Here is a 19653-nt window from a genome sequence, read left to right on the forward strand (position 1 = left end):
TCGCCGCGGCTGGCAGCTTTCCTACGCCACGATGGGCAGCACCATGTTCAGCAGGAACAGCCCGGCGATCACGTAGAGCAGCGCCGGCACTTCCCGGCGCTTGCCGAGGGCGAGCTTCAGCAGCGGATAGGCGACAAAGCCAAAGGCGATCCCGTCCACGATGCTGTACGACAGCGGAATCAGGGCGATGATCAAGAAGGCGGGGAAGCCCTCGGTGAAATCGCGCAGGTTGATGTTCTGCACGTTTTGCAGCATCAGCCCGCCGATGATGATCAACACCGGCGCGATCGCGCTGTCGGGAATCAGCTTGACCAGCGGCAGGAACACCAGCGTCAGCAGGAAGAGCACGCCGGTGACCAGCGAGGCCAGGCCGGTTCGCCCTCCGGCGGCAATGCCCGCGGCCGATTCCACCGAAGCCACCGTGGGGCTGGTGCCCAGCACGCCGCTCAGGGCGGTGGACACGGCGGTCGCCTGCAGGGAGCGGCGAAACTTCTGCGGCTGGCCCAGCATGCCGGTATGGCCGTGCAGCAGGCCGATGTTTTCAAAGACGATCACCATCGCCATCGAGAACACGGCGGCCCAGAACGGCAGCGTCCACATCCCGGAGAAGGACAAGCCGGCGAACACCCGGCCGTACTCGTGCAGCGACAAGGCGGCCAAGCCGCCCGTCTCCGGCCGTACCAATCCCGCCAGCATCCCCATCACCGTCCCGGCGGCAATCCCGATCAGAAAGTTTCCCGGCACGCTGCGGATGAACAAAATCATTGTCAGGACAAGCGTCGCAAGCGTGACGATCACCTGCGGGCTGGCCAAATCGCCCAGGGCGACAAACGTGGAGGGATTGGTGACGATCAAGCCCCCTTTCTGCAGCCCGATAAAGGTGAGAAACAAGCCGATTCCCACCGTGATCGCCTCTTTGAGGGAGACGGGGATCGCCTCCGACAGCAGCGTCGCCGCCCGGGTAAAGGCGATGGCGGAAAACAGCAGCCCGGCGAGGAAGACAGCGGCCAGCGCCTGCTGCCAGGGAAGCCCCATCGTCTGGCACAGGGTAAAGGTAAACAGCGCGTTGATGCCCATCCCCGGCACCAGTATAATCGGCGCGTTGGCCCAGAACGCCATCAGGAGCGAGCCGACAAACGCGGTCAGCACCGTCGCCAGGATGCCCGCTTCCAGGGGAATCCCGGCGTCCTGCAAAATCGAAGCGTTGACGGCGACAATATAGACGATCGTGACAAAGCCGATACATCCGGCCGTAATTTCCCGTTGAACGGTCGTGTCGGAAGCACGCAGACGAAAGATGTGATCCAACCATGTACGCATGCATCTGTCCCTTCTTTCTCGCTTGCTTCTCATGCTTGTTACCGACACATATGCTATCATAGCCTGTATGATATGAAAAATATTGATTCCATCTAGGATTCATATGAAATCGATATGAAAGCAAGGGAGGCTCGTGCGGTGGACATCCGTCAGTTGCGCTATTTTATCGCCATTGCCGAAGAAGGGCAGATTACCGGGGCCGCCAAGCGCTTGCGCATGGCCCAGCCGCCCCTCAGCCAGCAGTTGAAGCAAATGGAAGAAGAACTGGGCGTGGCGCTGGTGGAACGTGCGGGGAAACGAATCGAGCTGACGGAGGCGGGCGTCACGCTCTACCGGCAGGCGCTCAACATCGTGCACCAGATGGAGGAAGCGATCGCGGAAGTGCAGGAAACCGGAGCCGGCATCCGCGGCACGCTGTCAATCGGCGTAAGCGCCCTCTCCTCCTACGGGCTGCCGGAACAGATCCGCCGGTTTCAGCAGCAGTATCCGCTGATCAGCTACAAGGTGTGGAAAGGGGATACGCAGTTGTTGAGCCAGTGGCTGGAGCGGCGGACGATCGAGGTCGCCATCGTCCGCCTGCCCCATTCGCTGTCCGGCTGCACCACCATCCCGCTGGAAGAGGAGCCGTTCGTGCTGATCGTTCCGGCCTCCTCCCCTCTGGCCGGCGCCAGCCGGATCCACATGCGGGACATCGCCGATCATCCGCTGATCATGCCCAGCGCGCCGGGGCTGGGCATCTACGAGATGCTGGTCCGGGAGTTTTCCCGGCTGGGCGTGAGCCCTCACGTCATCTGTGAATGTCCCGACATCTCGCTGATCGTCAGCATGGTGGGGGCCGGCGTGGCGGCGTCAATCGTCCCCCGCTCCGCCTGGGAGACCCAGGCCGGCGAGACGATCCGCTGCCTGGAGATAACCGGCACCTCCGTCTCCTCTTCCGCCGCCGTCGTCTGGCAGACCGGCCGCCATCTGTCCAAGGCGGCCCGCCGGTTCATCCGGATGTTTGCGCCCTCGGCCGACGTGTAGGGCGCGGCCGTCAGCGGCCGGCGGTGTAGACCCGGTTGGCGCCGTTGGCCCGGACGATGCGCATCGCCTCCGCGACCTGCCGCTCCTGTTCGCCGCCGGCCTCCAGGTGCTCGATGATCGACCGGCAATCCTGGTCGCTGGTGTTCCGGTGAAACGCGAAGACACGGTCCCTGCACAGCGATGACAAAAAAACATCCCCCCACGCGCGGTGAGGGGATGGCGCACGGTGCTTCCTCACTTCGGGGAAGCACCGCCTGTTTTCTCAGACGAACAGGGACAAGCCCATGATCAGGATAATGGCCGTGACGGACAGGATGGTTTCCATGACTGTCCAGGACTTCAACGTATCCTGAACGCTCATGTTGAAATATTCCTTGATCAGCCAAAAACCAGAATCGTTTACGTGGGACAGGATGAGCGATCCCGCGCCGGTGGCCAGCACCAACAGCTCCGGACTGGTTCCGGGCATTTGCTGCGCAATCGGGGCGACAATGCCCGCGGCGGTCATCATCGATACCGTCGCCGAACCGGTGGCGACGCGGATCAGCGCCGCGATGAGCCAACCGAGGAAGATCGGGGAGATGGCCGACGCTGTGGCCAGATCGGCAATGTAATCGCCCACCCCGCTGTTGAGCAGCACCTTGTTGAACGCGCCGCCTGCCCCGATCACCAGCAGAATGGTGGCCGTCGGCGCCAGGCAGTCGTTGGTGAACTTCAGAATGTCGTCCTTGGTGAATCCGCGGGCAAAGCCCAGCGTCCAGAACGAGATCACGGTGGCAATCAGCAGGGACGTGATCGGGCTGCCGATGAAGTCAGCCCACACGCGAACCGTGTGTTCCTTCGGCAGCGTGATGTCCGCGATGGTCGCCCCCAGCATCAGGATGACCGGCAGCAAAATCGTAAACACGGTGACGCCAAAGCCGGGCAGTTCGCGGTCCTGCTTCGGTTCCGCCAACTGCGCCGCCAGCTCCGAGGAGATGCTGGTCTTGATCCGTTTGCCGATCCAGCTTCCGTAGAGGGGACCGGCGACGATGGCGGACGGGAGGGCGACCAGGATGGAGTAAAAAATCGTTTTGCCCACGTCCGCATGAAAAATATCGACGGCCGCCATCGCCGCCGGATGGGGCGGAACAATCCCGTGCACGATGGACAGCCCCGCAATCAGCGGGATGCCAATCTTCAACAGGGACATTCCCGTTTGACGGGCGATGGTGAAGACCAGCGGAATCAGCAGCACAAAGCCTACCTGAAAGAAAACGGGAACCCCGACGATAAACGCCACGAACATCATCGCCCAGTGGACGTTCTTTTCGCCGAACAGGTTGATCAGCGTGCGGGCAATCCGCTCCGCGCCGCCGGACTCCGCCATCATTTTCCCCAGCATGGTGCCCAGCGCGAGCACGATGGCGATGAATCCAAGCGTACCGCCCATCCCTTCCTTGATGGAATCGACGATTTTGTCGAGCGGCATCCCCGAGGCAATCCCGACAAAACCGGAAACGATCAACAGGGTAATGAACGGGTTTACCTTGAATCGGGTGATCAGAATGAGCAGGATGATAATAGCCAGCAAGGTGATGACTAACGGCATGGTGACCCCTCCTTTTTATCGCGTGTGCTGCGATGTTCTCGACCGTTGTTGAAAGTCGGCGATGAGCTTGTACTCCTCAAGCAGGTTGAGATAGACCCGCTCGTAGATGTAAAACAACTCCAAATAGGTGCCGGAACGCTCCAGGTCCGGCTCGTGCCGGTGAGCAATGCGCAGGAGGCCGTTCACCTCGGACAGGTCGCGGATGGCGCCGACGGCATGCATCGCCAGCACGGCCGCTCCCAGACTGGAGCTTTCGTGGGTTTCCGGGATCAATACCTCATACCCAAACATGTCCGCCATGATTTGCCGCCACTCCCTGGAGCGGGCAAAGCCGCCGGACGCGCGAATCTCCCGGGCCCCTCCGGCCAAGTCGCGAAGGGCGATCCCCACGCTGTACACACTGAACAAAATCCCTTCCAGCACGGCGCGGATAAAGTGCTGCCGCTTGTGGTGCAGGCCGATTCCGAAAAACGACCCGCGCGCCTGCGGGTTCCAGTAGGGCGCCCGCTCCCCGGACAAAAACGGCAGGAACAGCAGGCCTTCCGCCCCGGCCGGCACGTCCTGGGCCGCCTGAATCATCACGTCGTACGGATCGACGCCCAATTCCTTGGCCTTTTCCACCTCGGGCCAGCTAAACTCATCGCGGAACCAGCGCAGCATCAATCCCCCGTTGTTGGTCGGCCCGCCGATCACCCAGTGCTTGTCGGTCAAGACGTAACAAAACGTTCGTCCCTTCTGATCCGTGATCGGTTCCGGCACGACGGTCCGCACCGCGCCGCTCGTGCCGATGGTGATCGCCACCTGCCCCGGCTCGATGGCGCCGACGCCCAGGTTGGCCAGCACTCCGTCACTTGCCCCCACGACAAAGGGCGTGTCGGGATCGATGCCGATCTCGTCCGCATAGCGCTTGTCCAGGCCGCGCAGCACGTGCGTGGTCGGGACGGGCTCGCTCAACTGCTGCGCGGAGATGCCGGCGACGCGCAGCGCCTCTTCGTCCCAATCAAGCCGCTTCAGATTGAAAAGCCCCGTGGCCGACGCGATGGAATAATCGACCACGAATTGACCAAAGAGCCGATAAATCACATACTCCTTGATCGAGAGAAACTTGGCCGCCCTGCGGAACGTGTCGGGGTTCTTCTCCCTCATCCAGATCAGTTTGGTCAGAGGAGACATCGGATGGATCGGCGTCCCGGTGGCCAGGTAGATCCGGTGGCCGGTGCCGTCCCGTTTCAAGCGATCCGTCTGCTCCACGCTGCGGTTGTCCGCCCAGATGATGACGTTGGTCAGCGGATTGCCGCTGGCGTCCACGGCGATCAGGCTGTGCATGGCTGTGCTGAACCCGATGCCGGTGATTTCCGACCGCTTCGCCCCGGCCTGGGCAATCGCTTGGCGGAGCGCTTGTATAACCGCGGCAAAAATCGCGTCCGGCTCCTGTTCCGCCCACGAAGGCTGCGGAACGAGCAGCGGATAATCGACATTCCCCGTTCCCTTGATCGAACCGGAGCGCGTGAACACAATCGCCTTTGTGCTGGTTGTGCCGATGTCCAGTCCGATAAAATACGTTTCGTTCATTATGGTCTCACCCTTCATGTGTATCCGCTTTCAAGATGGTCAAGGTGATTATATCGAAATTTTTTTCTTTTGTTAATACATGAGAAAAAAATTTATTTCAAAAAGTGCATCTCCACGCCTTCCGCCACCAATAGTATCCCCAAGAAAAAAAACGCCCGTGGTCAGAGGCGTTTTAAGGAAATGGCTTCCCGGATATGCTGGATGTTCTCGACCGTTTGCGCTTCCCGACGGAGGGAAACCGCCACGTACAGGAGGTCGATCAGGAAAAGCTGGGCCAGGCGGGAAGAGAGCGCTTCCGTGCGGAAAACCGTCTCGCGCGAGGTCGTATACAGGCAGCAGTCCGCCAGTTTTACCAGCGGCGATTTGCCGTAGCTGGTGATGCCGATCGTTTTCGCTCCGGCGTCCTTCGCCACGCGCAGCGCTTCCAGGATGTCCTTGTTCGAACCGGAGTGGGAAATCCCCACAACCACGTCCCCTTCCTGCAAGAGGGAGGCCGACATCACCTGATAGTGGGCATCGGAGTGATGAATACAGGGGATCCCGGTACGCATGAACTTGTGATAGGCGTCCTGGGCGATGGCGGCCGATCCGCCGGACCCGTAGAATTCAATGCGTTTGGCGCCCGCCAGCCAATCGATGATGGCGGACAATTCCTCGCGGTTGAGAATGTGCAGCGTATCGCGCAGCGTTTCCATGTTTGCGGCGAAAATGTTACCGGCTATGGAAAGGACGTCGTCATCCTCCAGGTTGATTTCCTGGTAAATCGCCTGCTTGGGGTTCGTCACTTCGCTTGCCAGCGCAATCTTGAACGCCTGATACCCCCGAAAGCCCAACCGCCGACAGAGGCGAAAGACGGTCGCATCAGCGCATTCGCATAATTCGGACAGCTCGGTAATGGACAAATGGACAATGTCGCTCGCATGCTCCAGGATGTAGCCGGCCACCTGCTGCTCTTTGCTGCTGAGCTGCGAATAAACGGCGCGCAGTTTGGCGAGCACGCTTTCGGAAACACGCGGTGTGGAATCGGGCAAACGACATGCACCTCCCAATCATGCCTTTCTGGTTCACATTCATTCTGGTTCACATTATAGGCAATGTCCGGGACGAAGTCATTTTGAAAAAAATTTTCTTCATTTGTGATGAAACACGAATATTTTTGTCATATAATACAGCTAAGTCAGATCCCGCGAGTTTGACAACCTGGATACTAAGGAGTGTTTCGATAGCAATGCGATTAGCGATGATTGGATTAGGCAAAATGGGATACAATCTCACCCTGAACTTGCTCTCCCACCGGCACGAGGTCGTCGCTTATGACGTCGACCCCGCCCCTGCCGCTGAACTGGGCAGGCACGGAGCGATTCCCGCCGCTTCGGTCGAAGAGGCGGTCGCGAAACTGTCTGCGCCGCGTATCGTGTGGCTGATGGTGCCGGCGGGGAACATCGTGGACAAGCTGATTGAACAGCTGTCCGGCCTTCTGTCCCCCGGCGACATTGTGATCGACGGCGGAAATTCCCACTACAAGCAGTCGGTTGAGCGGTATCACACGCTCAAGCAAAAGGGCATCCATTTCCTCGATGTCGGCACAAGCGGCGGAATGGAAGGGGCACGGAACGGTGCCTGCATGATGATTGGCGGGGACAAGGAAGCGTTTGCCCATATCGAACCGCTGGTAAAGGATATTACCGTTGACAACGGCTACCTGTACGCGGGGGAAGCAGGCAGCGGACACTTCCTGAAAATGGTGCACAACGGCATCGAGTACGGCATGATGCAGGCGATCGGCGAGGGCTTTGAAGTGCTGGAGAAGAGCAGCTACACGTTTGACTTCGCCGAAGTGGCGCGCGTCTGGGCCAACGGCTCCGTCATCCGCGGGTGGCTGATGGATTTGACCGAACGGGCCTTCCGCAAAGACGCGAAGCTGGACAGCATCCGCGGCGTCATGCACTCCTCCGGCGAAGGCAAATGGACGCTGGAGACGGCGCTGGACCTGCAGGTGGCGACGCCGGTGATCGCGATGTCCCTCTTGATGCGCTACCGCTCGCTGGAGGAAGACACCTTCCACGGCAAAGTGGTGGCTGCCCTGCGAAATGAATTTGGCGGGCACGCCGTGGAAACGAAATAGAAAATCGCCAGGCCCGAGGCAATGCCTCGGGCCTGTTTGCATGGCTTCGCGCGGTTCGCCCCCTTTCCCCCGCTCCTTTCAATGGCTCCGTCCGCGCATCGGGCGGCAGGACCAGAGCCGCCGGCGTTTCAGGGATGGTAGTGAGCGGCCTCCGCTCTCGCCGCTTATTTCGTCTGCTCCGATTGGACCGCGATTCCGCTGCGGATCAGCAGCGCGGCGGTCACGCCCACTCCGGCCGTTTTGTTGCCGGAGAACGTTCCGTCGTAGACGAACGAGCTGCCGCAGGAGGGACTGTTCTCCTTCAGCACGGCGGAGGTGGCCCCCACCGCCTGCGCCAGCCTGAGCGCCTGCCGGGCCCCGGCGAGAAACTCGGCCGTCACGTCGCGGCCGGTCCGGTCGATCACCCGGGCCCGCCCGTCCAGGACGTCAAAGCCGTCGCCGCCGACGATCTCCGCCGGCGGGCGCGGCGTCGGCAGACCGCCCAACTGCTCGGGACAGACGGGAATGGCCTTTCCTTCCTTGAGCAGCGCCTCGGTTTCCGCGTCCAGACAGGCGCGCTGGTCATACCGGCACTGGCAGCCGATCAGACAGGCACTGACGATTTTCACTCTTACCATATCCTTTCCTCGAGGATTTCGAACAAGGGCTGTCCGCACCGACCACAAACGTCCGCCAGCCGGACTGTCCTCTGTGCGTTCGGGGATTCACCGGGGTTACAGCCTGCGGAGCTTTACGCTCTGGACCATGTGATCCGGCCCCTTTTCCAAAATCAGTTGGGCGCGTCCCCGCGTCGGCAGGATGTTTTTCCGCAGATTGATGCCGTTGATCTCCGTCCAGATGCTCGTGGCCACCGCCGTCGCCTCTTCGTCGGTGAGGTTGGCGTAGCGGCGGAAGTAGGAGGCCGGGTTGGAGAAGGCCGTCTCGCGCAGCAGCTTGAACCGCTCCACGTACCACTTCATGATGTCCTCTTCGCGCGCGTCGACGTAAATGGAGAAATCGAAAAAGTCGGAGACGAAGACTTCCGTCACGCGGCGCTGTTTTTCGTCCACCGGCGTCTGCAGGACGTTCAGCCCCTCCACGATCAAGATGTCCGGTTCGCGCACCACCTGCCACTCGCCGGGCACGATGTCGTACACCAGATGGGAGTAGACGGGGGCGGCCACTTCCGGCACGCCGGACTTGACGTCGGACAGAAACGACACCAGCCGTTTGGTGTTGTAGCTTTCGGGAAACCCTTTGCGCTTCATCAGGCCGCGCTCTTCGAGGACGCGGTTGGGGTAGAGAAAGCCGTCCGTGGTCACCAGGTCCACTTTGGGATGGTTGGGCCAGCGGGATAAAAGCGTTTGCAAAATGCGGGCGGTTGTGCTCTTGCCGACCGCTACGCTGCCGGCGATGCCGATGATGAACGGCACCTTCTTGTCCTGCTTGCCGAGGAATGTATGCGTGGCATGATACAGTTCCTGGGTGGCCCCCACATACAGGTTCAACAGCCGGGAGAGCGGCAGGTAGATGTCCGCCACTTCCGACAGGGAGAGCTTTTCGTTCAACCCCTGCAGACAGGCCAACTCTTCGTCTGATATGGTAAGCGGCGTGGAAGCCCGCAGTCCTCTCCACTGCTCGCGACTGAAAGTCATGTAAGGAGATGCCATGGGAACCGTACATCCTTTCTCGTTCATGTCCTGTAAAATGTTCCACAATAGTGTACCACCTGCGGCCGCTTCTTGGGAACACGTGAGGTGCGTCTCTTGACAAGAATGGTGCAGACGATTCATAATACCCACATAGGTATATACCCCCATAGGTATAAAGAAACGTTGCCTGATCCAGATCGAACGCCCGGCGTTTGCCGAGCGAAAACGAACCGGAGGGACTGCACATGGAGAGAAAAATCGTGATTGTCGGCGGCGTGGCCGGCGGCGCGACCGCAGCCGCCCGCCTGCGCCGTCTGAATGAAACGGATCGGATTGTGATGGTGGAGCGCGGCGAACACATTTCGTTCGCCAACTGCGGCCTGCCGTACTACATCGGCGGAGCGATCCGCGAGCGGGGCAAGCTGTTTGTCCAGACGGCGGAGAGAATGAGCCGGCGGTTTGCCCTCGACATCCGCACCCAGAGCGAAGTGACGCGGATCAACCGGGCGGCCAAAACGGTGACGATCCGCAACCTGCAGACGGGCGAGACGTACGAGGAGGACTACGACATCCTGGTGCTGGCGCCCGGCGCCAAGCCGATCGTCCCCGACTGGCCCGGCATCCAGGAGGCGGAAGCCCTGTTTACGCTGCGGAACATCCCCGACACGGACAGAATCAAGGCATACGTGGACAATGCCCGCCCGCAGCATGCGGTCGTGATCGGCGGCGGATTCATCGGCGTGGAAATGGCGGAAAACCTGCGGGAGCGCGGTGTCGCCGTGACGCTGGTGGAGCTGGGCAATCAGGTGCTGGCGCCGCTTGACTTCGAAATGGCTGCCATCGTGCAGGAGCACATGCGGGCGAACGGCGTGGAACTCGTCCTGGGAGATGCCGTCCAAGCCCTGGCGGACAAGGGGCGGCGCATCCTGCTGCAAAGCGGCCGCGAGCTGACCGCCGACATGATCGTGCTGGCCATCGGCGTGCAGCCGGAAAGCAAGCTGGCCAAAGAGGCGGGACTGGAGCTGGGCGTGCGCGGCGCGATCAAGGTGTCCCCCACGCTGCAGACGAGCGATCCCAGCATCTACGCCATCGGTGACGCCATCGAGGTGCACGACCTGGTGAACGGACAGCCGACGGTGGTGCCGCTCGCCTGGGGAGCCAACCGGCAGGGGCGGCTGGTGGCCGACCGCATCAACGGCATGGACGTCTCCTACCGGGGCGCGCTGGGAACGGCCATCGTCAAGGTCTTTTCCCTGACGGCCGCCGTCGTCGGCAACAACGAAAAGACGCTGAAAAAATGGGGCATCCCCTACGAGACGGTCCACATCCACCCCAATTCCCACGCCGGGTACTACCCGGGCGCAGCCCAATTGTCGCTCAAGCTGCTGTTTGACCGCAGCACGGGCCGCATCCTCGGCGCCCAGGCGGTCGGGGCGGACGGCGTCGACAAGCGCATCGACGTGATCGCCACGGCGATGAAGGCCGGTCTTACCGTGCGGGACCTGCCCGACCTGGAGCTCTGCTACGCCCCGCCGTACTCGTCGGCCAAAGATCCCGTCAACCTGGCCGGGTACGTCGCCTCCAACATCGTCGACGGGCTGGCCGAGACCGTTCAATGGCACGAAATCGACCAAATTGTGGCGGACGGCGGCCTGCTGATCGACGTGCGCGAACCGATCGAGCGGGAGTCGGGCTTTGTGCCGGGCTCGATCAACATCCCGCTGGATCAACTGCGGGATCGGCTGGCGGACATCCCGCGCGATCGGCCGGTGTACGTCTCCTGCCAGGTGGGGCTGAGAGGCTACCTGGCCGCCCGGATCCTGGCCCAGCACGGGTACCGGGTGAAAAACCTGGACGGGGGCTACAAGACCTATTCGTACGCCACCCGGGAACAATCGCGGCCGCCACGCGACCCTGACGGCACAGGGGCGGCCGGGGACCGGCAGGCCGACACACGGCCGGCGGATCGTCCCGCAGGGGGGCATTCCGCGGAAGCGCGCCCATCCGCCCACGTCACCATCGACGCCTGCGGGCTGCAGTGCCCCGGGCCGATCATGCAGGTGTTTCAGGCGATGCAGCAGATGAATCCGGGCGAAGTGCTGGCCGTCTCCGCCACCGATCCGGGCTTTGGCAAAGACATCGCCGCCTGGTGCGAAAAGACCGGCAACGTCCTGCTCCATTCCGAGCTGGACAAAAACGTCTGCACCGCCTATATCCGCAAAGGCGGCGCCGCAAAAGAAGCGGCCGCTCTGCAGGCAGCTTCGGCGAAGGAGGCGAACCCCGGCGTGTCAGGCGCGTCTCCCGCTGCCGTCTCGGCCGGCCCGGCCAAAAACGGCGCCACCCTGATCGTGTTCAGCGGCGACCTGGACAAGGCGATCGCTTCGTTCATCATTGCGTCGGGGGCCGCGGCGATGGGGAAACGCGTGACCATGTTCTTTACCTTCTGGGGCCTGAACATCTTGCGGAAGCAGGGCGCGTCCGCGGCCGGCAAACAGCCGTTGGAGAAAATGCTGGGGGTGATGATGCCCAAAGGACCGCACGATCTGCCCTTGTCCAAAATGAACATGGGCGGTCTCGGCGCGAAGATGATCCGCTACGTCATGGAACAGAAAAACGTCGACTCCCTGGAGACGCTGATGCGCAACGCGCAGGCGGCCGGCGTCAAGCTGGTGGCCTGCACGATGAGCATGGAGATCATGGGCATCAAGCCGGAAGAGCTGATCGACGGCGTCGAATTCGCCGGTGTCGCCAGCTACCTGGGCGACGCCGAAGACGCCGGCATCAACCTGTTTGTCTAAACAAAATCCCCCCGGGGCCTTTTCGTTCGGGCCCAGGGGGGATTTTTTTTCACGGCTGCCGGCCGAGAAACGCCTGCAGCATCCAGACGTGCTTTTGCAGGCTGGTGCTGATCTCGAGGAACATGTCGCTGGTCGCCTGGTCGTTTGCCTGTTCGGCGATGGACATGCCCTCCTCCAGCTCGCGGATCACCTGCTGGAAGTCGGCGGCCACCGCCTGGACCATTTGTTCCGCAGTCTCCCCGCCCGCCGCTTCGCGCAGGGTCGACTGCTCCAGACAGGCTTTCATCGTCGAGGCCGGCTGTCCGCCGATGGCCAACAGCCGCTCCGCCAGTTCGTCCACGTAGCCGGCCGCCTCGTTGTACAGCTCCTCAAACTTTTCGTGAAGCGTGAAAAAGTGGGGTCCTGTCACATACCAGTGGTAGTGGTGCAGTTTTATGTACAGGACGCTCCAGTTGGCAATCTGCTTGTTCAACACGTCTGTCAGGGAACGGCTTTTCACTTCTGTCACAGCAGGGCTCATCCGTCGTCGCTTCATCCTTTCCTCGCATGGTGATGGAACAGAACGATGTTAGTATTTCGCTGTGAGCCGCTGTTTATTCCCTCGCAGACGCTGCGGCCGTTCCCTTTCACCGCGGCGCTTTTTCCTCCAAAGCGCCGTGGCCGTCTTCCCCGCGAACGGAGATGAAAAGGGTTCGGACGCCGCGTTCATCTGTCCGTGCCTGACGGCGATCCGGCCCGCCGCCAGACCGCCTCCTTGTCCGGCTTCATCGGACGACCGCCTCCTCGATGATCAGCCGGCAGCCTGTCGCGTCAAGACGCGCCTGCACGCCGAACGGAAGGGCGGCGTTGTTGTCACCGTGGCCAGCCTGCAGATTCCAGATCGTCGGCTTTTGATACGGCGCGACAATGTTGTGGAACACGTCGAGGACGGTAAAGCCTTCCCGCTTTTTCGGCTCGCAGTTGGTCCACGTGCCGATGATGACTCCGGCGCACTCCGCAAACGTGCCGGCCAGCGCCAACTGCGTCAGCATGCGGTCCACCCGGTACGGCTCCTCGTCCACATCCTCCAGGAAGAGCAGCTTTCCCTTTGCATCCAGTTGGAAGGGCGTGCCCGCCAGCGCCGCCACCAGCGAGAGATTGCCGCCGACGATCTCGCCGCACGCCTCTCCTTCCACCAGGCAGACGATCTCTTCTCCCGGCGGATTGACGATTTCGCCCAGCGGCTCGGGGCTGGTCATGGCGCGCAGCAGACATTCCCGCGTATACGCGTTGGTCCCGCTGAGGAGTCCCGGAGATGCGTTGGGACCGTGCAGGGTTGCCAATCCGGCCTGCTGCCGGAGCGCCGTGTGCAGCGCGGTAATGTCGCTGTACCCGATGAACAGTTTCGGGTTTTGCGCGATCATGTCGTAGTCGAGAAGATGCAGGATTTGCGGCGCGCCGTACCCCCCGCGCAAAGCCATCACGGCATCGATGTCGGGGTCGGCAAACATCTCGGTAAGCTCTGCCGCCCGGTGTTCGGGTGTTCCCGCCAGATAGCCGCCGCAGCTTTCATAGCAGGTTTCTCCCAGTTTCACCCGAAATCCCAACGCTTCCAGATCTTCCTTGGCCTGACGTACGCTGTCGGTTTCTTTCGGAGGACTTGACGGGGCGACGATCCCGATCGTATCCCCTGGTTTCAGTGCTTTTCCTTTGTTCATCCGGCATTCTCCTCGCTGTTTTTTACTCCTTGTACGCCCATTTGAAATCGATTTTGCTGAGCGGATCGATCTGCACGCCTTTGACCTTGTCGTTTTGCACCCAGGCGTTGACGTCGCTGAAAATTCCCGTCAGCGGCATCTCGTCCATTAAAAGCGTCTCGGCTTCCAGCAGAAGCTGCCTTCGCTTGGCCTCATCCGTTTCCGCGTACGACTTGTGAATCAGCTCCGTGTATGTCGGGTTGTGCCAGCGGGTAATGTTGCTGGAGCTGTACTTTTCGATAAACTTCTCCAGGAAGTTGACCGGGTCGTTGTAATCAGCCGTCCAACTGGAGCGGGTGATCTCGAATTTGCCCTGCTCCTGGTCGTCCAGGTACACCTTTGTCTCCTTGTTCACCAGCTTGACGTCGACGCCCAGCACCTGTTTCCAGGTGGCCTGGAGCGCTTCGGCGATCGCCTTGTTGCGGTCCGACGTGTTGTAGAGGTAGCTGATTTCCGGCAGCTTGGTGATGCCCAGTTCCTTCATGCCCTCCGCCAGCAGCCTGCGCGCTTCTTCAGGTTGGTTATCGGCAAAGAATCCTTCCGGTTTTAGCGAAGCGGTGATCGGCGTAATGCCCATCAGCGGCGTCTGGCCGGCCTGGCCGATGTTGTCGGCAATCTCCTGCCGGTTGATCGCGTAGGCAAACGCCTTGCGTACGTTGGCATTGGTAAACGGCACCCGCTCGGCGTTGAAGCGGATGTAGTAGGAGGTGGCTTTCGGCTTGGTCTTCAGCTTGCCTTCCTCCTTCAACGGCTTGACGGCATCCACCGGCAAGCTGCTGATCGGCCCACCCGCCCAGTCGAGATCGCCGTTTTGGAACAGCGCCAGCTCCGTATTGGCGTCGGAAATCATCGAGAACTCGATGCGATCCAATTTTACCGCCTCGTGATCCCAGTAGGTGTCGTTTTTCACCAGGACGAGTTTGTTTTTGTGCTCCCACCTCTCCAGCTTGAACGGTCCGTTCCCCACCAGCGTTTTCGGGTCTTTCGCCCAATGCTCGTTGGCTTCCGCCACCTTTTTGTTGATCGGCATGAGGAAGGCAGCAAGCGTCGGGAAATACGGCGTGGGATGTTCCAGCGTCACCTGCAGCGTCTTGTCGTCCAGCGCCCGGACGCCGACGTCATCCCGCTTGGCCCTGCCAGCGGCAAACGCCTGCGCGTTTTTGATGCTGTAAAACTGGTACGCGGCCTGTGAACCGGTCTTGGGATCGAGCGCATGCTTCCAGGCAAATTCGAAGTCGTGGGCCGTCACCGGATCGCCGTTGCTCCACTTGGCGTCACGCAGGGTAAACGTATAGACCGTCTTGTCCTCGGACACCTTCATGTCGGAAGCGATGGAGTAAATTGGCTGGCCGTCCTTGTCCAGACGGGTCAACCCGTCAAAAACGGCGCGGATGACGGCACCGGAAACGGTGTCTTCGGCAAAGGTCGGATCAAGTGTGGCCGGCTCCTCCAGGTTCATGCGCAGCACTTGCGGCTCGCCGGAAGCGGTGGTGCCCGCCGTGCCTGTTTTCCCGGGCTCTTGTGCCGCCCCGGTGCCGGCCGGAGTGCCGCTTCCGCCCGCGAAACACCCGCTGAGCATGCTCCCCAGCACGAACGAGACAGCGATGAGGATGGAACATCGTCGTTTCATTGTATGAACTCCCCCTGAGTATCATTTTATTTTGAATATTACAAAAATTACACCGATGGGGAAGCGAGGGTTTCATCCTCATCCCGATTCACCGGCGAACCCCTTTCGGTGCGGAACCTCCAGAAACTGTTTCTCCGCTTCCTCAAACATTTCCTGCATGACCGGGAGCACGGTCAGAAGCTTCACCTGCAGGCGGAAGGGAAGCTCGTCGATTCCATCCAGAAACAGGGGGCTCCGTCGATCATCCGTCTGCCGCTCCCCTTCGGCTGTCGCGCTGCGCTTCCCGGGTCCGTCACACCAGCACGTACCGGTTGGTCGGCCGGCCGACGCCGCCGTAAGCCACGTCCCGTTTCACCCGTCCGCTCTTTTCCAGGTATTCGAGGTAGCGGCGCGCCGTCACCCGGGCGATGCCGACCCGCTCCGCCACCTCTTCCGCCGACAGCGGCTGCTTTTCCTCGCGCAGATGGCGGACAATCTGCTCCAGCGTATGCATGTGCAGCCCTTTGGGCAGCGGCTCCTCCTCCCGGGCGCTTTTCGCCGCATTGCGGAACAAGAGCTGATCCACCTCCGCCTGGGAGACGGTGCCCTCCTGCTCCAACTGCTGGCGAAACGCCCGGTAGTTTTCCAACGCCTGCTGGATGCGCTCGAACTTGAACGGCTTGATGATGTAATCCATCGCGCCGTTGCGGAGCATCGCCTGGATCGTGGGCTTGTCCTTCGCCGCCGTGATCACGATCACGTCCACCGCCTGGTTGGCGGTCCGCAGTTTCTGCAGGGTGCGCACGCCGTCCAGCACGGGCATGAAAATGTCCATGATCACCAGATCGGGCTTCAATTGTTCGACCAGAGCGAGCCCCTCCGCTCCGTTGGAGGCCGCGCCGACCACGCGGAAGGACGGCACCCGCTCGATAAACTGCCGGTTGACTTCCTGCACCATCGGGTCGTCCTCGATGACGACCACGCGAAATGGGTTGGCCATCTACGCTTCCGCCTCCTTCATCGGAAAGGTAATCAAAAAGCTGGTGCCTTCGCCGGGCTGCGACTGGCAGCTCAGCTCGCCCCGCCCCTTCGCCACCAACTGCTGCACCAGGTAGAGGCCCAGGCCGCGGTTCTTCCCCGCCTTCGTGGAGAAGCCGCGCTCCAGCATGCGCCGCCGGGTCTCGTCATCCATGCCGATGCCGTTGTCTTCCACCAGGATGGAGCAGATGTCGTCGTCCTGCTCGATGCTGATGTAGACCTCCTTGTCGTCCCGGTCCGCCTGCTCCAGGGCGTCAAACGCGTTTTCGATCAGATTGCCGAGGATCAGCACGAAGTTGTGGTGGTCCATGTACGGCGGAAAGCGCTCCAGGTTGCTGCGCCGGTCAATGACGACGCGGATGCCCAGTTCCTTGCCTCGGCTCACCTTGCCCAAGAGCAGGCCAGAAACGCTTTCATCCGCGATCTTGGCCGACAGAAACGCAGTCAGTTCTTCCTGCTGTTCGCTGATTTCAAACAGGTACTGCAGCGCCTTTTCCTTCTGATTCAACTGCAGGAGTCCTGCGATCGTGTGCAGCTTGTTCATGTACTCGTGGTTTTGCACGCGGAGCGCGTCGACGAACGCCTTGACGCCGGTCAGCTCTTCCGCCATCCGCGCCACTTCGGTCCGGTCCTGGAAGATGGCGAGGGCCCCGACCACTTTTCCGTCCGTCTTGATCAGGAAGCGGTTGGACCAGATCAGCGCGCCTCCGACGTGCAGTTCGTGGTCGTAAAAGTTTTGCTGCTTCTCCAGCACTTCCGGCAGCGCGGTGTCGGGAATCACCTCGCGGATCGGCCTGCCCAGCACGTCGCCTTCGATGTTGAAAATCTGCTTGGCCTTGTCGTTGAAAATGGTGATCCGCTCATGCGTGTCGATCGCGATGACGCCCTCCCGCATGGCGTGAAACGTGGCGGTGCGCTCTACCAGGATGCGGGCGAGTTCCTCCGGCTCCAGGTTGAGCATCTGCCGTTTCATGTGGCGGGCGAGCCGGTACGACCCCCAGATGCCGAACAGCAGGGAGAGAAAAAACGTGATCGCGATGTTTTCCCGCTGGTCGTAGAGGATCTGCGGGATGCTCGGCAGCAGATGGCCCACCATGACCACGCCCACCTGCTGGTGCTCGGCGTTCATGATCGGCACGTAGGCCCTGAGCGCCGTTCCCAGTTCTCCCCGCACCTTGCGGATGTAGGTGTGCTCGGCAAACGCCTCCTCCGCGTCTTTGCCGAGAAAGACGGTGCCGATGCGCTCGTCCAGCGGATCGGAATAGCGGACCCGGTTCATGTCCATGACCACCACGTACGTCACGTCATTGACGATGCGGATCCGCCGCGCCGTCGGAGCGATGATCCGCCAGCCGTCCGGCTCCTGGATGCTTTTCTGGATCAGCGGGATTTCCGCCACCGTCCGCGCCGTGGTCATCAGCCGCTGTCCCAACTCCGCCTCGGTCAGGCGAATGATGCTGCCCATGATGATGATGCCGCCGATCAAGAGGGAAAAGAGCACGATGCCGACCGACAGCAGCATGATCTTCCACTTAATTTTCAGACGTTTGAACAGGTGTGTTCTTCCTTTCCGGGGGGTTTGCCTGCTACCATATATTTTGGTACAGTACGTGGAGCAAATCAACTGATCATAGAGCAGGTGTCGGCCCATGAGATCGTTCGCAAGCATTGTCGTGTTCGTCCTGCTCGGCCTGCTCAGCGCCGTGATCATCGGCTTTCGCAGCGACCTGCCGTTTGCGGCGCTGGGGTACGACGAGGAGCAGGAAGGGCTGAACGAGCGAATCATCATCAAGTTCAGCCATGTGGTGGCGGAAAATACGCCCAAGGGCCTGGCCGTGGAACGCTTTTCCCAACTGGTCAAGGAAAAGACGAACGGCCGGGTGGAAGTGCAGGTGTTTCCCAACGGCATCCTCCACTCCGACAAGACGGAGATGGACGCGCTGCAGCGCGGCGACATCCAGATGATCGCCCCCGCCTTTTCCAATCTGGCCAACCGGATTCCGGCGTGGTCGGTGCTGGATCTGCCCTACGTGTTTCGCGACCAGCAGGACGTGGAGCAGGCGTTTCACGGGAAGATCGGCCGGATGCTGTTTGAGACGCTGGAGCCGCTGAACATGAAGGGGATGGCCTTTTGGAGCAACGGCTTCAAGCAGATGACCAGCCACAAGCCGATCCGCACGCCGCAGGACTTCGCCGGCCAGCGTTTCCGCATCATTCAAAGCCCCGTGCTGGAAGCGCAGTTTCGCGCGCTGGGGGCGACAGCCCAGGGGGCTCCGTTCAACGACGTCTACCGCAAGCTGGCGAACGGCGAAGTGGACGGCCAGGAAAACACCATTTCCAACATCTACAGCAAGCGTCTCTACCAGGTGCAGAAGTACATGACCGTCAGCAACCACGGCTATCTGGGCTACGCCGTGATCATCAACAAATCGTTCTGGGAGGAGCTTCCCGCCGACGTACAGCGCGTGATCGCCGAGGCGTTGGAGGAGGCGACGGCCTACAGCTACCAAATAGCCGTCTCCATGAACGAGCAGCAGTGGAAGCAGTTGACCAAAGAGAGCAGCATGGAGATACACGTGCTGATGCCGCAGGAGCAGGCCGTCTGGCGGCAGGCGCTGCAGCCGGTGTACGAGACGTTCGCCCCGGTGATCGGTCCGGCGCTGATGGACGAGATCAGCAAGCTGCACGAGCAGCGATGAACACGTCCCACCCGCTTGGCCCCAGGGAAAGGCGCCGTTTTCCCAACGAAAAAAGACAGGCTAAAACGGGGAAGGAACCGTCTTAGACTGTCTTCACAGCGGCAGGCGCAGCGCCAAATGGCTGCGCGGTTATTCCTTTTTCGTCGGCTGGACCGCTTTCAGCGAGGCTGCGGGCTCGGCGCCGTCCGCTTCGCCAGACTCCACGTAGTGTTTGAGCATCGCCATCTTGTTCTCCCAAAACCGCTCGTAATACGCGAGCCACTGCTTCAATTCGAGCAGCGGTTCCGGATCAAGCCGGTAGCGCGTCTCCCGGCCGACTTTCCTCTCTTTGACCAGGCCGGCTTCGGCCAAAATGCGCAGATGTTTGGAAACGGCCGTCCGGCTCATCGGGAAGTGTCCGCTGATGACGGTGACCGGCATTTCCTGATCCCCCAGCAATCTCAGCAGTTGGCGGCGCGTGGGATCGGCGATGGCCTGAAAGACGTCATGTCTGGACGGCGAAGCAGCCATG

17 protein-coding genes are annotated in these 19653 nt (G+C 61.1%); 4 read left to right on the top strand and 13 right to left on the bottom strand.

Annotated features, from left to right (window positions below; genetic code table 11):
- Window positions 1-21: 21 nt before the first annotated feature.
- Window positions 22-1320, bottom strand: a complete 1299-nt coding sequence (locus FOI68_RS04125; RefSeq protein ID WP_029097798.1) for an NCS2 family permease — start codon at window positions 1318-1320, stop codon at window positions 22-24.
- Window positions 1321-1458: 138 nt separating this feature from the next.
- On the opposite strand from FOI68_RS04125, the gene FOI68_RS04130 reads away from it, so the two are divergent.
- Window positions 1459-2343 (top strand): LysR family transcriptional regulator, encoded by an 885-nt coding sequence (locus FOI68_RS04130; protein ID WP_035300698.1) that lies wholly within the window; start codon window positions 1459-1461, stop codon window positions 2341-2343.
- A 10-nt stretch (window positions 2344-2353) separates the two neighbouring features.
- Here FOI68_RS04130 and FOI68_RS23270 read toward each other — a convergent pair whose 3' ends face one another.
- The 4 genes from FOI68_RS23270 to FOI68_RS04145 form a co-directional block, all read right to left on the bottom strand.
- A complete protein-coding gene (locus tag FOI68_RS23270) occupies window positions 2354-2530 on the bottom strand; it encodes a hypothetical protein (protein WP_185973864.1) in 177 nt (58 codons plus the stop codon).
- Between the two features lie 75 nt (window positions 2531-2605).
- On the bottom strand, window positions 2606-3934 hold the full coding sequence (locus FOI68_RS04135; protein ID WP_029097800.1) for a GntP family permease: 1329 nt from the start codon (window positions 3932-3934) through the stop codon (window positions 2606-2608).
- A gap of 15 nt (window positions 3935-3949) precedes the next feature.
- Window positions 3950-5506 carry a gluconokinase gene (gntK, locus tag FOI68_RS04140; RefSeq protein WP_143862404.1) on the bottom strand — a complete coding sequence of 519 codons (1557 nt, stop codon included), beginning with the start codon at window positions 5504-5506 and terminating at the stop codon, window positions 3950-3952.
- Window positions 5507-5667: 161 nt separating this feature from the next.
- Window positions 5668-6537, bottom strand: a complete 870-nt coding sequence (locus tag FOI68_RS04145; protein WP_044898312.1) for a MurR/RpiR family transcriptional regulator — start codon at window positions 6535-6537, stop codon at window positions 5668-5670.
- A gap of 197 nt (window positions 6538-6734) precedes the next feature.
- Between FOI68_RS04145 and gnd the strand changes: the two genes are divergently transcribed.
- Entirely contained in the window at window positions 6735-7631 is an 897-nt protein-coding gene (gene gnd / locus FOI68_RS04150) for a phosphogluconate dehydrogenase (NAD(+)-dependent, decarboxylating) (RefSeq protein WP_029097803.1), read from the top strand.
- A gap of 164 nt (window positions 7632-7795) precedes the next feature.
- Here the strand turns inward: gnd and FOI68_RS04155 are convergent, their stop codons facing one another.
- Window positions 7796-8239, bottom strand: a complete 444-nt coding sequence (locus tag FOI68_RS04155; protein ID WP_044898310.1) for a 2-thiouracil desulfurase family protein — start codon at window positions 8237-8239, stop codon at window positions 7796-7798.
- Between the two features lie 105 nt (window positions 8240-8344).
- Window positions 8345-9280, bottom strand: coding sequence for a type I pantothenate kinase (gene coaA, locus FOI68_RS04160; RefSeq protein WP_029097805.1), 936 nt, complete (start codon window positions 9278-9280; stop codon window positions 8345-8347).
- Window positions 9281-9507: 227 nt separating this feature from the next.
- Here coaA and FOI68_RS04165 point away from each other — a divergent pair, with 227 nt between their 5' ends.
- A complete protein-coding gene (locus tag FOI68_RS04165) occupies window positions 9508-12060 on the top strand; it encodes a CoA-disulfide reductase (RefSeq protein ID WP_143862405.1) in 2553 nt (850 codons plus the stop codon).
- Window positions 12061-12109: 49 nt separating this feature from the next.
- Here the strand turns inward: FOI68_RS04165 and FOI68_RS04170 are convergent, their stop codons facing one another.
- From FOI68_RS04170 to FOI68_RS04190, 5 genes are all read right to left on the bottom strand, one after another.
- The gene (locus FOI68_RS04170) at window positions 12110-12580 is read right to left on the bottom strand and encodes a Dps family protein (RefSeq protein WP_044898308.1); all 471 of its coding nucleotides are present in this window, start codon (window positions 12578-12580) and stop codon (window positions 12110-12112) included.
- 244 nt (window positions 12581-12824) lie between these two features.
- Entirely contained in the window at window positions 12825-13757 is a 933-nt protein-coding gene (locus FOI68_RS04175) for a S66 peptidase family protein (RefSeq protein WP_143862406.1), read from the bottom strand.
- Between the two features lie 22 nt (window positions 13758-13779).
- Complete coding sequence (locus tag FOI68_RS04180; RefSeq protein WP_143862407.1) at window positions 13780-15426, bottom strand: peptide ABC transporter substrate-binding protein; 1647 nt, start codon at window positions 15424-15426, stop codon at window positions 13780-13782.
- Window positions 15427-15718: 292 nt separating this feature from the next.
- On the bottom strand, window positions 15719-16405 hold the full coding sequence (locus tag FOI68_RS04185; protein WP_035300717.1) for a response regulator: 687 nt from the start codon (window positions 16403-16405) through the stop codon (window positions 15719-15721).
- Complete coding sequence (locus FOI68_RS04190) at window positions 16406-17965, bottom strand: ATP-binding protein (protein ID WP_143862408.1); 1560 nt, start codon at window positions 17963-17965, stop codon at window positions 16406-16408.
- Between the two features lie 127 nt (window positions 17966-18092).
- Between FOI68_RS04190 and FOI68_RS04195 the strand changes: the two genes are divergently transcribed.
- Window positions 18093-19142, top strand: a complete 1050-nt coding sequence (locus FOI68_RS04195; RefSeq protein ID WP_143862409.1) for a DctP family TRAP transporter solute-binding subunit — start codon at window positions 18093-18095, stop codon at window positions 19140-19142.
- A 129-nt stretch (window positions 19143-19271) separates the two neighbouring features.
- Here the strand turns inward: FOI68_RS04195 and FOI68_RS04200 are convergent, their stop codons facing one another.
- Complete coding sequence (locus tag FOI68_RS04200; RefSeq protein ID WP_143862410.1) at window positions 19272-19652, bottom strand: ArsR/SmtB family transcription factor; 381 nt, start codon at window positions 19650-19652, stop codon at window positions 19272-19274.
- Window position 19653: the final 1 nt, after the last annotated feature.

The organism is Brevibacillus sp. LEMMJ03 (assembly GCF_007197875.1).
In the GTDB taxonomy this organism is placed as follows: domain Bacteria; phylum Bacillota; class Bacilli; order Brevibacillales; family Brevibacillaceae; genus Brevibacillus; species Brevibacillus thermoruber.

Bases quoted from the DNA above. Each gene is read 5' to 3' on its own strand.
- FOI68_RS04200 (WP_143862410.1), bottom strand. From the start codon at position 19,652: ATGGCTGCTTCGCCGTCCAGACATGACGTCTTTCAGGCCATCGCCGAT.
- FOI68_RS04190 (WP_143862408.1), bottom strand. From the start codon at position 17,965: ATGCTGCTGTCGGTCGGCATCGTGCTCTTTTCCCTCTTGATCGGCGGC.
- gntK (WP_143862404.1), bottom strand. From the start codon at position 5,506: ATGAACGAAACGTATTTTATCGGACTGGACATCGGCACAACCAGCACA.
- FOI68_RS04195 (WP_143862409.1), top strand. From the start codon at position 18,093: ATGAGATCGTTCGCAAGCATTGTCGTGTTCGTCCTGCTCGGCCTGCTC.
- FOI68_RS04185 (WP_035300717.1), bottom strand. From the start codon at position 16,405: ATGGCCAACCCATTTCGCGTGGTCGTCATCGAGGACGACCCGATGGTG.
- FOI68_RS04135 (WP_029097800.1), bottom strand. From the start codon at position 3,934: ATGCCGTTAGTCATCACCTTGCTGGCTATTATCATCCTGCTCATTCTG.
- FOI68_RS04180 (WP_143862407.1), bottom strand. From the start codon at position 15,426: ATGAAACGACGATGTTCCATCCTCATCGCTGTCTCGTTCGTGCTGGGG.
- FOI68_RS04125 (WP_029097798.1), bottom strand. From the start codon at position 1,320: ATGCGTACATGGTTGGATCACATCTTTCGTCTGCGTGCTTCCGACACG.
- FOI68_RS04170 (WP_044898308.1), bottom strand. From the start codon at position 12,580: ATGAGCCCTGCTGTGACAGAAGTGAAAAGCCGTTCCCTGACAGACGTG.
- gnd (WP_029097803.1), top strand. From the start codon at position 6,735: ATGCGATTAGCGATGATTGGATTAGGCAAAATGGGATACAATCTCACC.
- FOI68_RS04175 (WP_143862406.1), bottom strand. From the start codon at position 13,757: ATGAACAAAGGAAAAGCACTGAAACCAGGGGATACGATCGGGATCGTC.
- FOI68_RS04165 (WP_143862405.1), top strand. From the start codon at position 9,508: ATGGAGAGAAAAATCGTGATTGTCGGCGGCGTGGCCGGCGGCGCGACC.
- coaA (WP_029097805.1), bottom strand. From the start codon at position 9,280: ATGGCATCTCCTTACATGACTTTCAGTCGCGAGCAGTGGAGAGGACTG.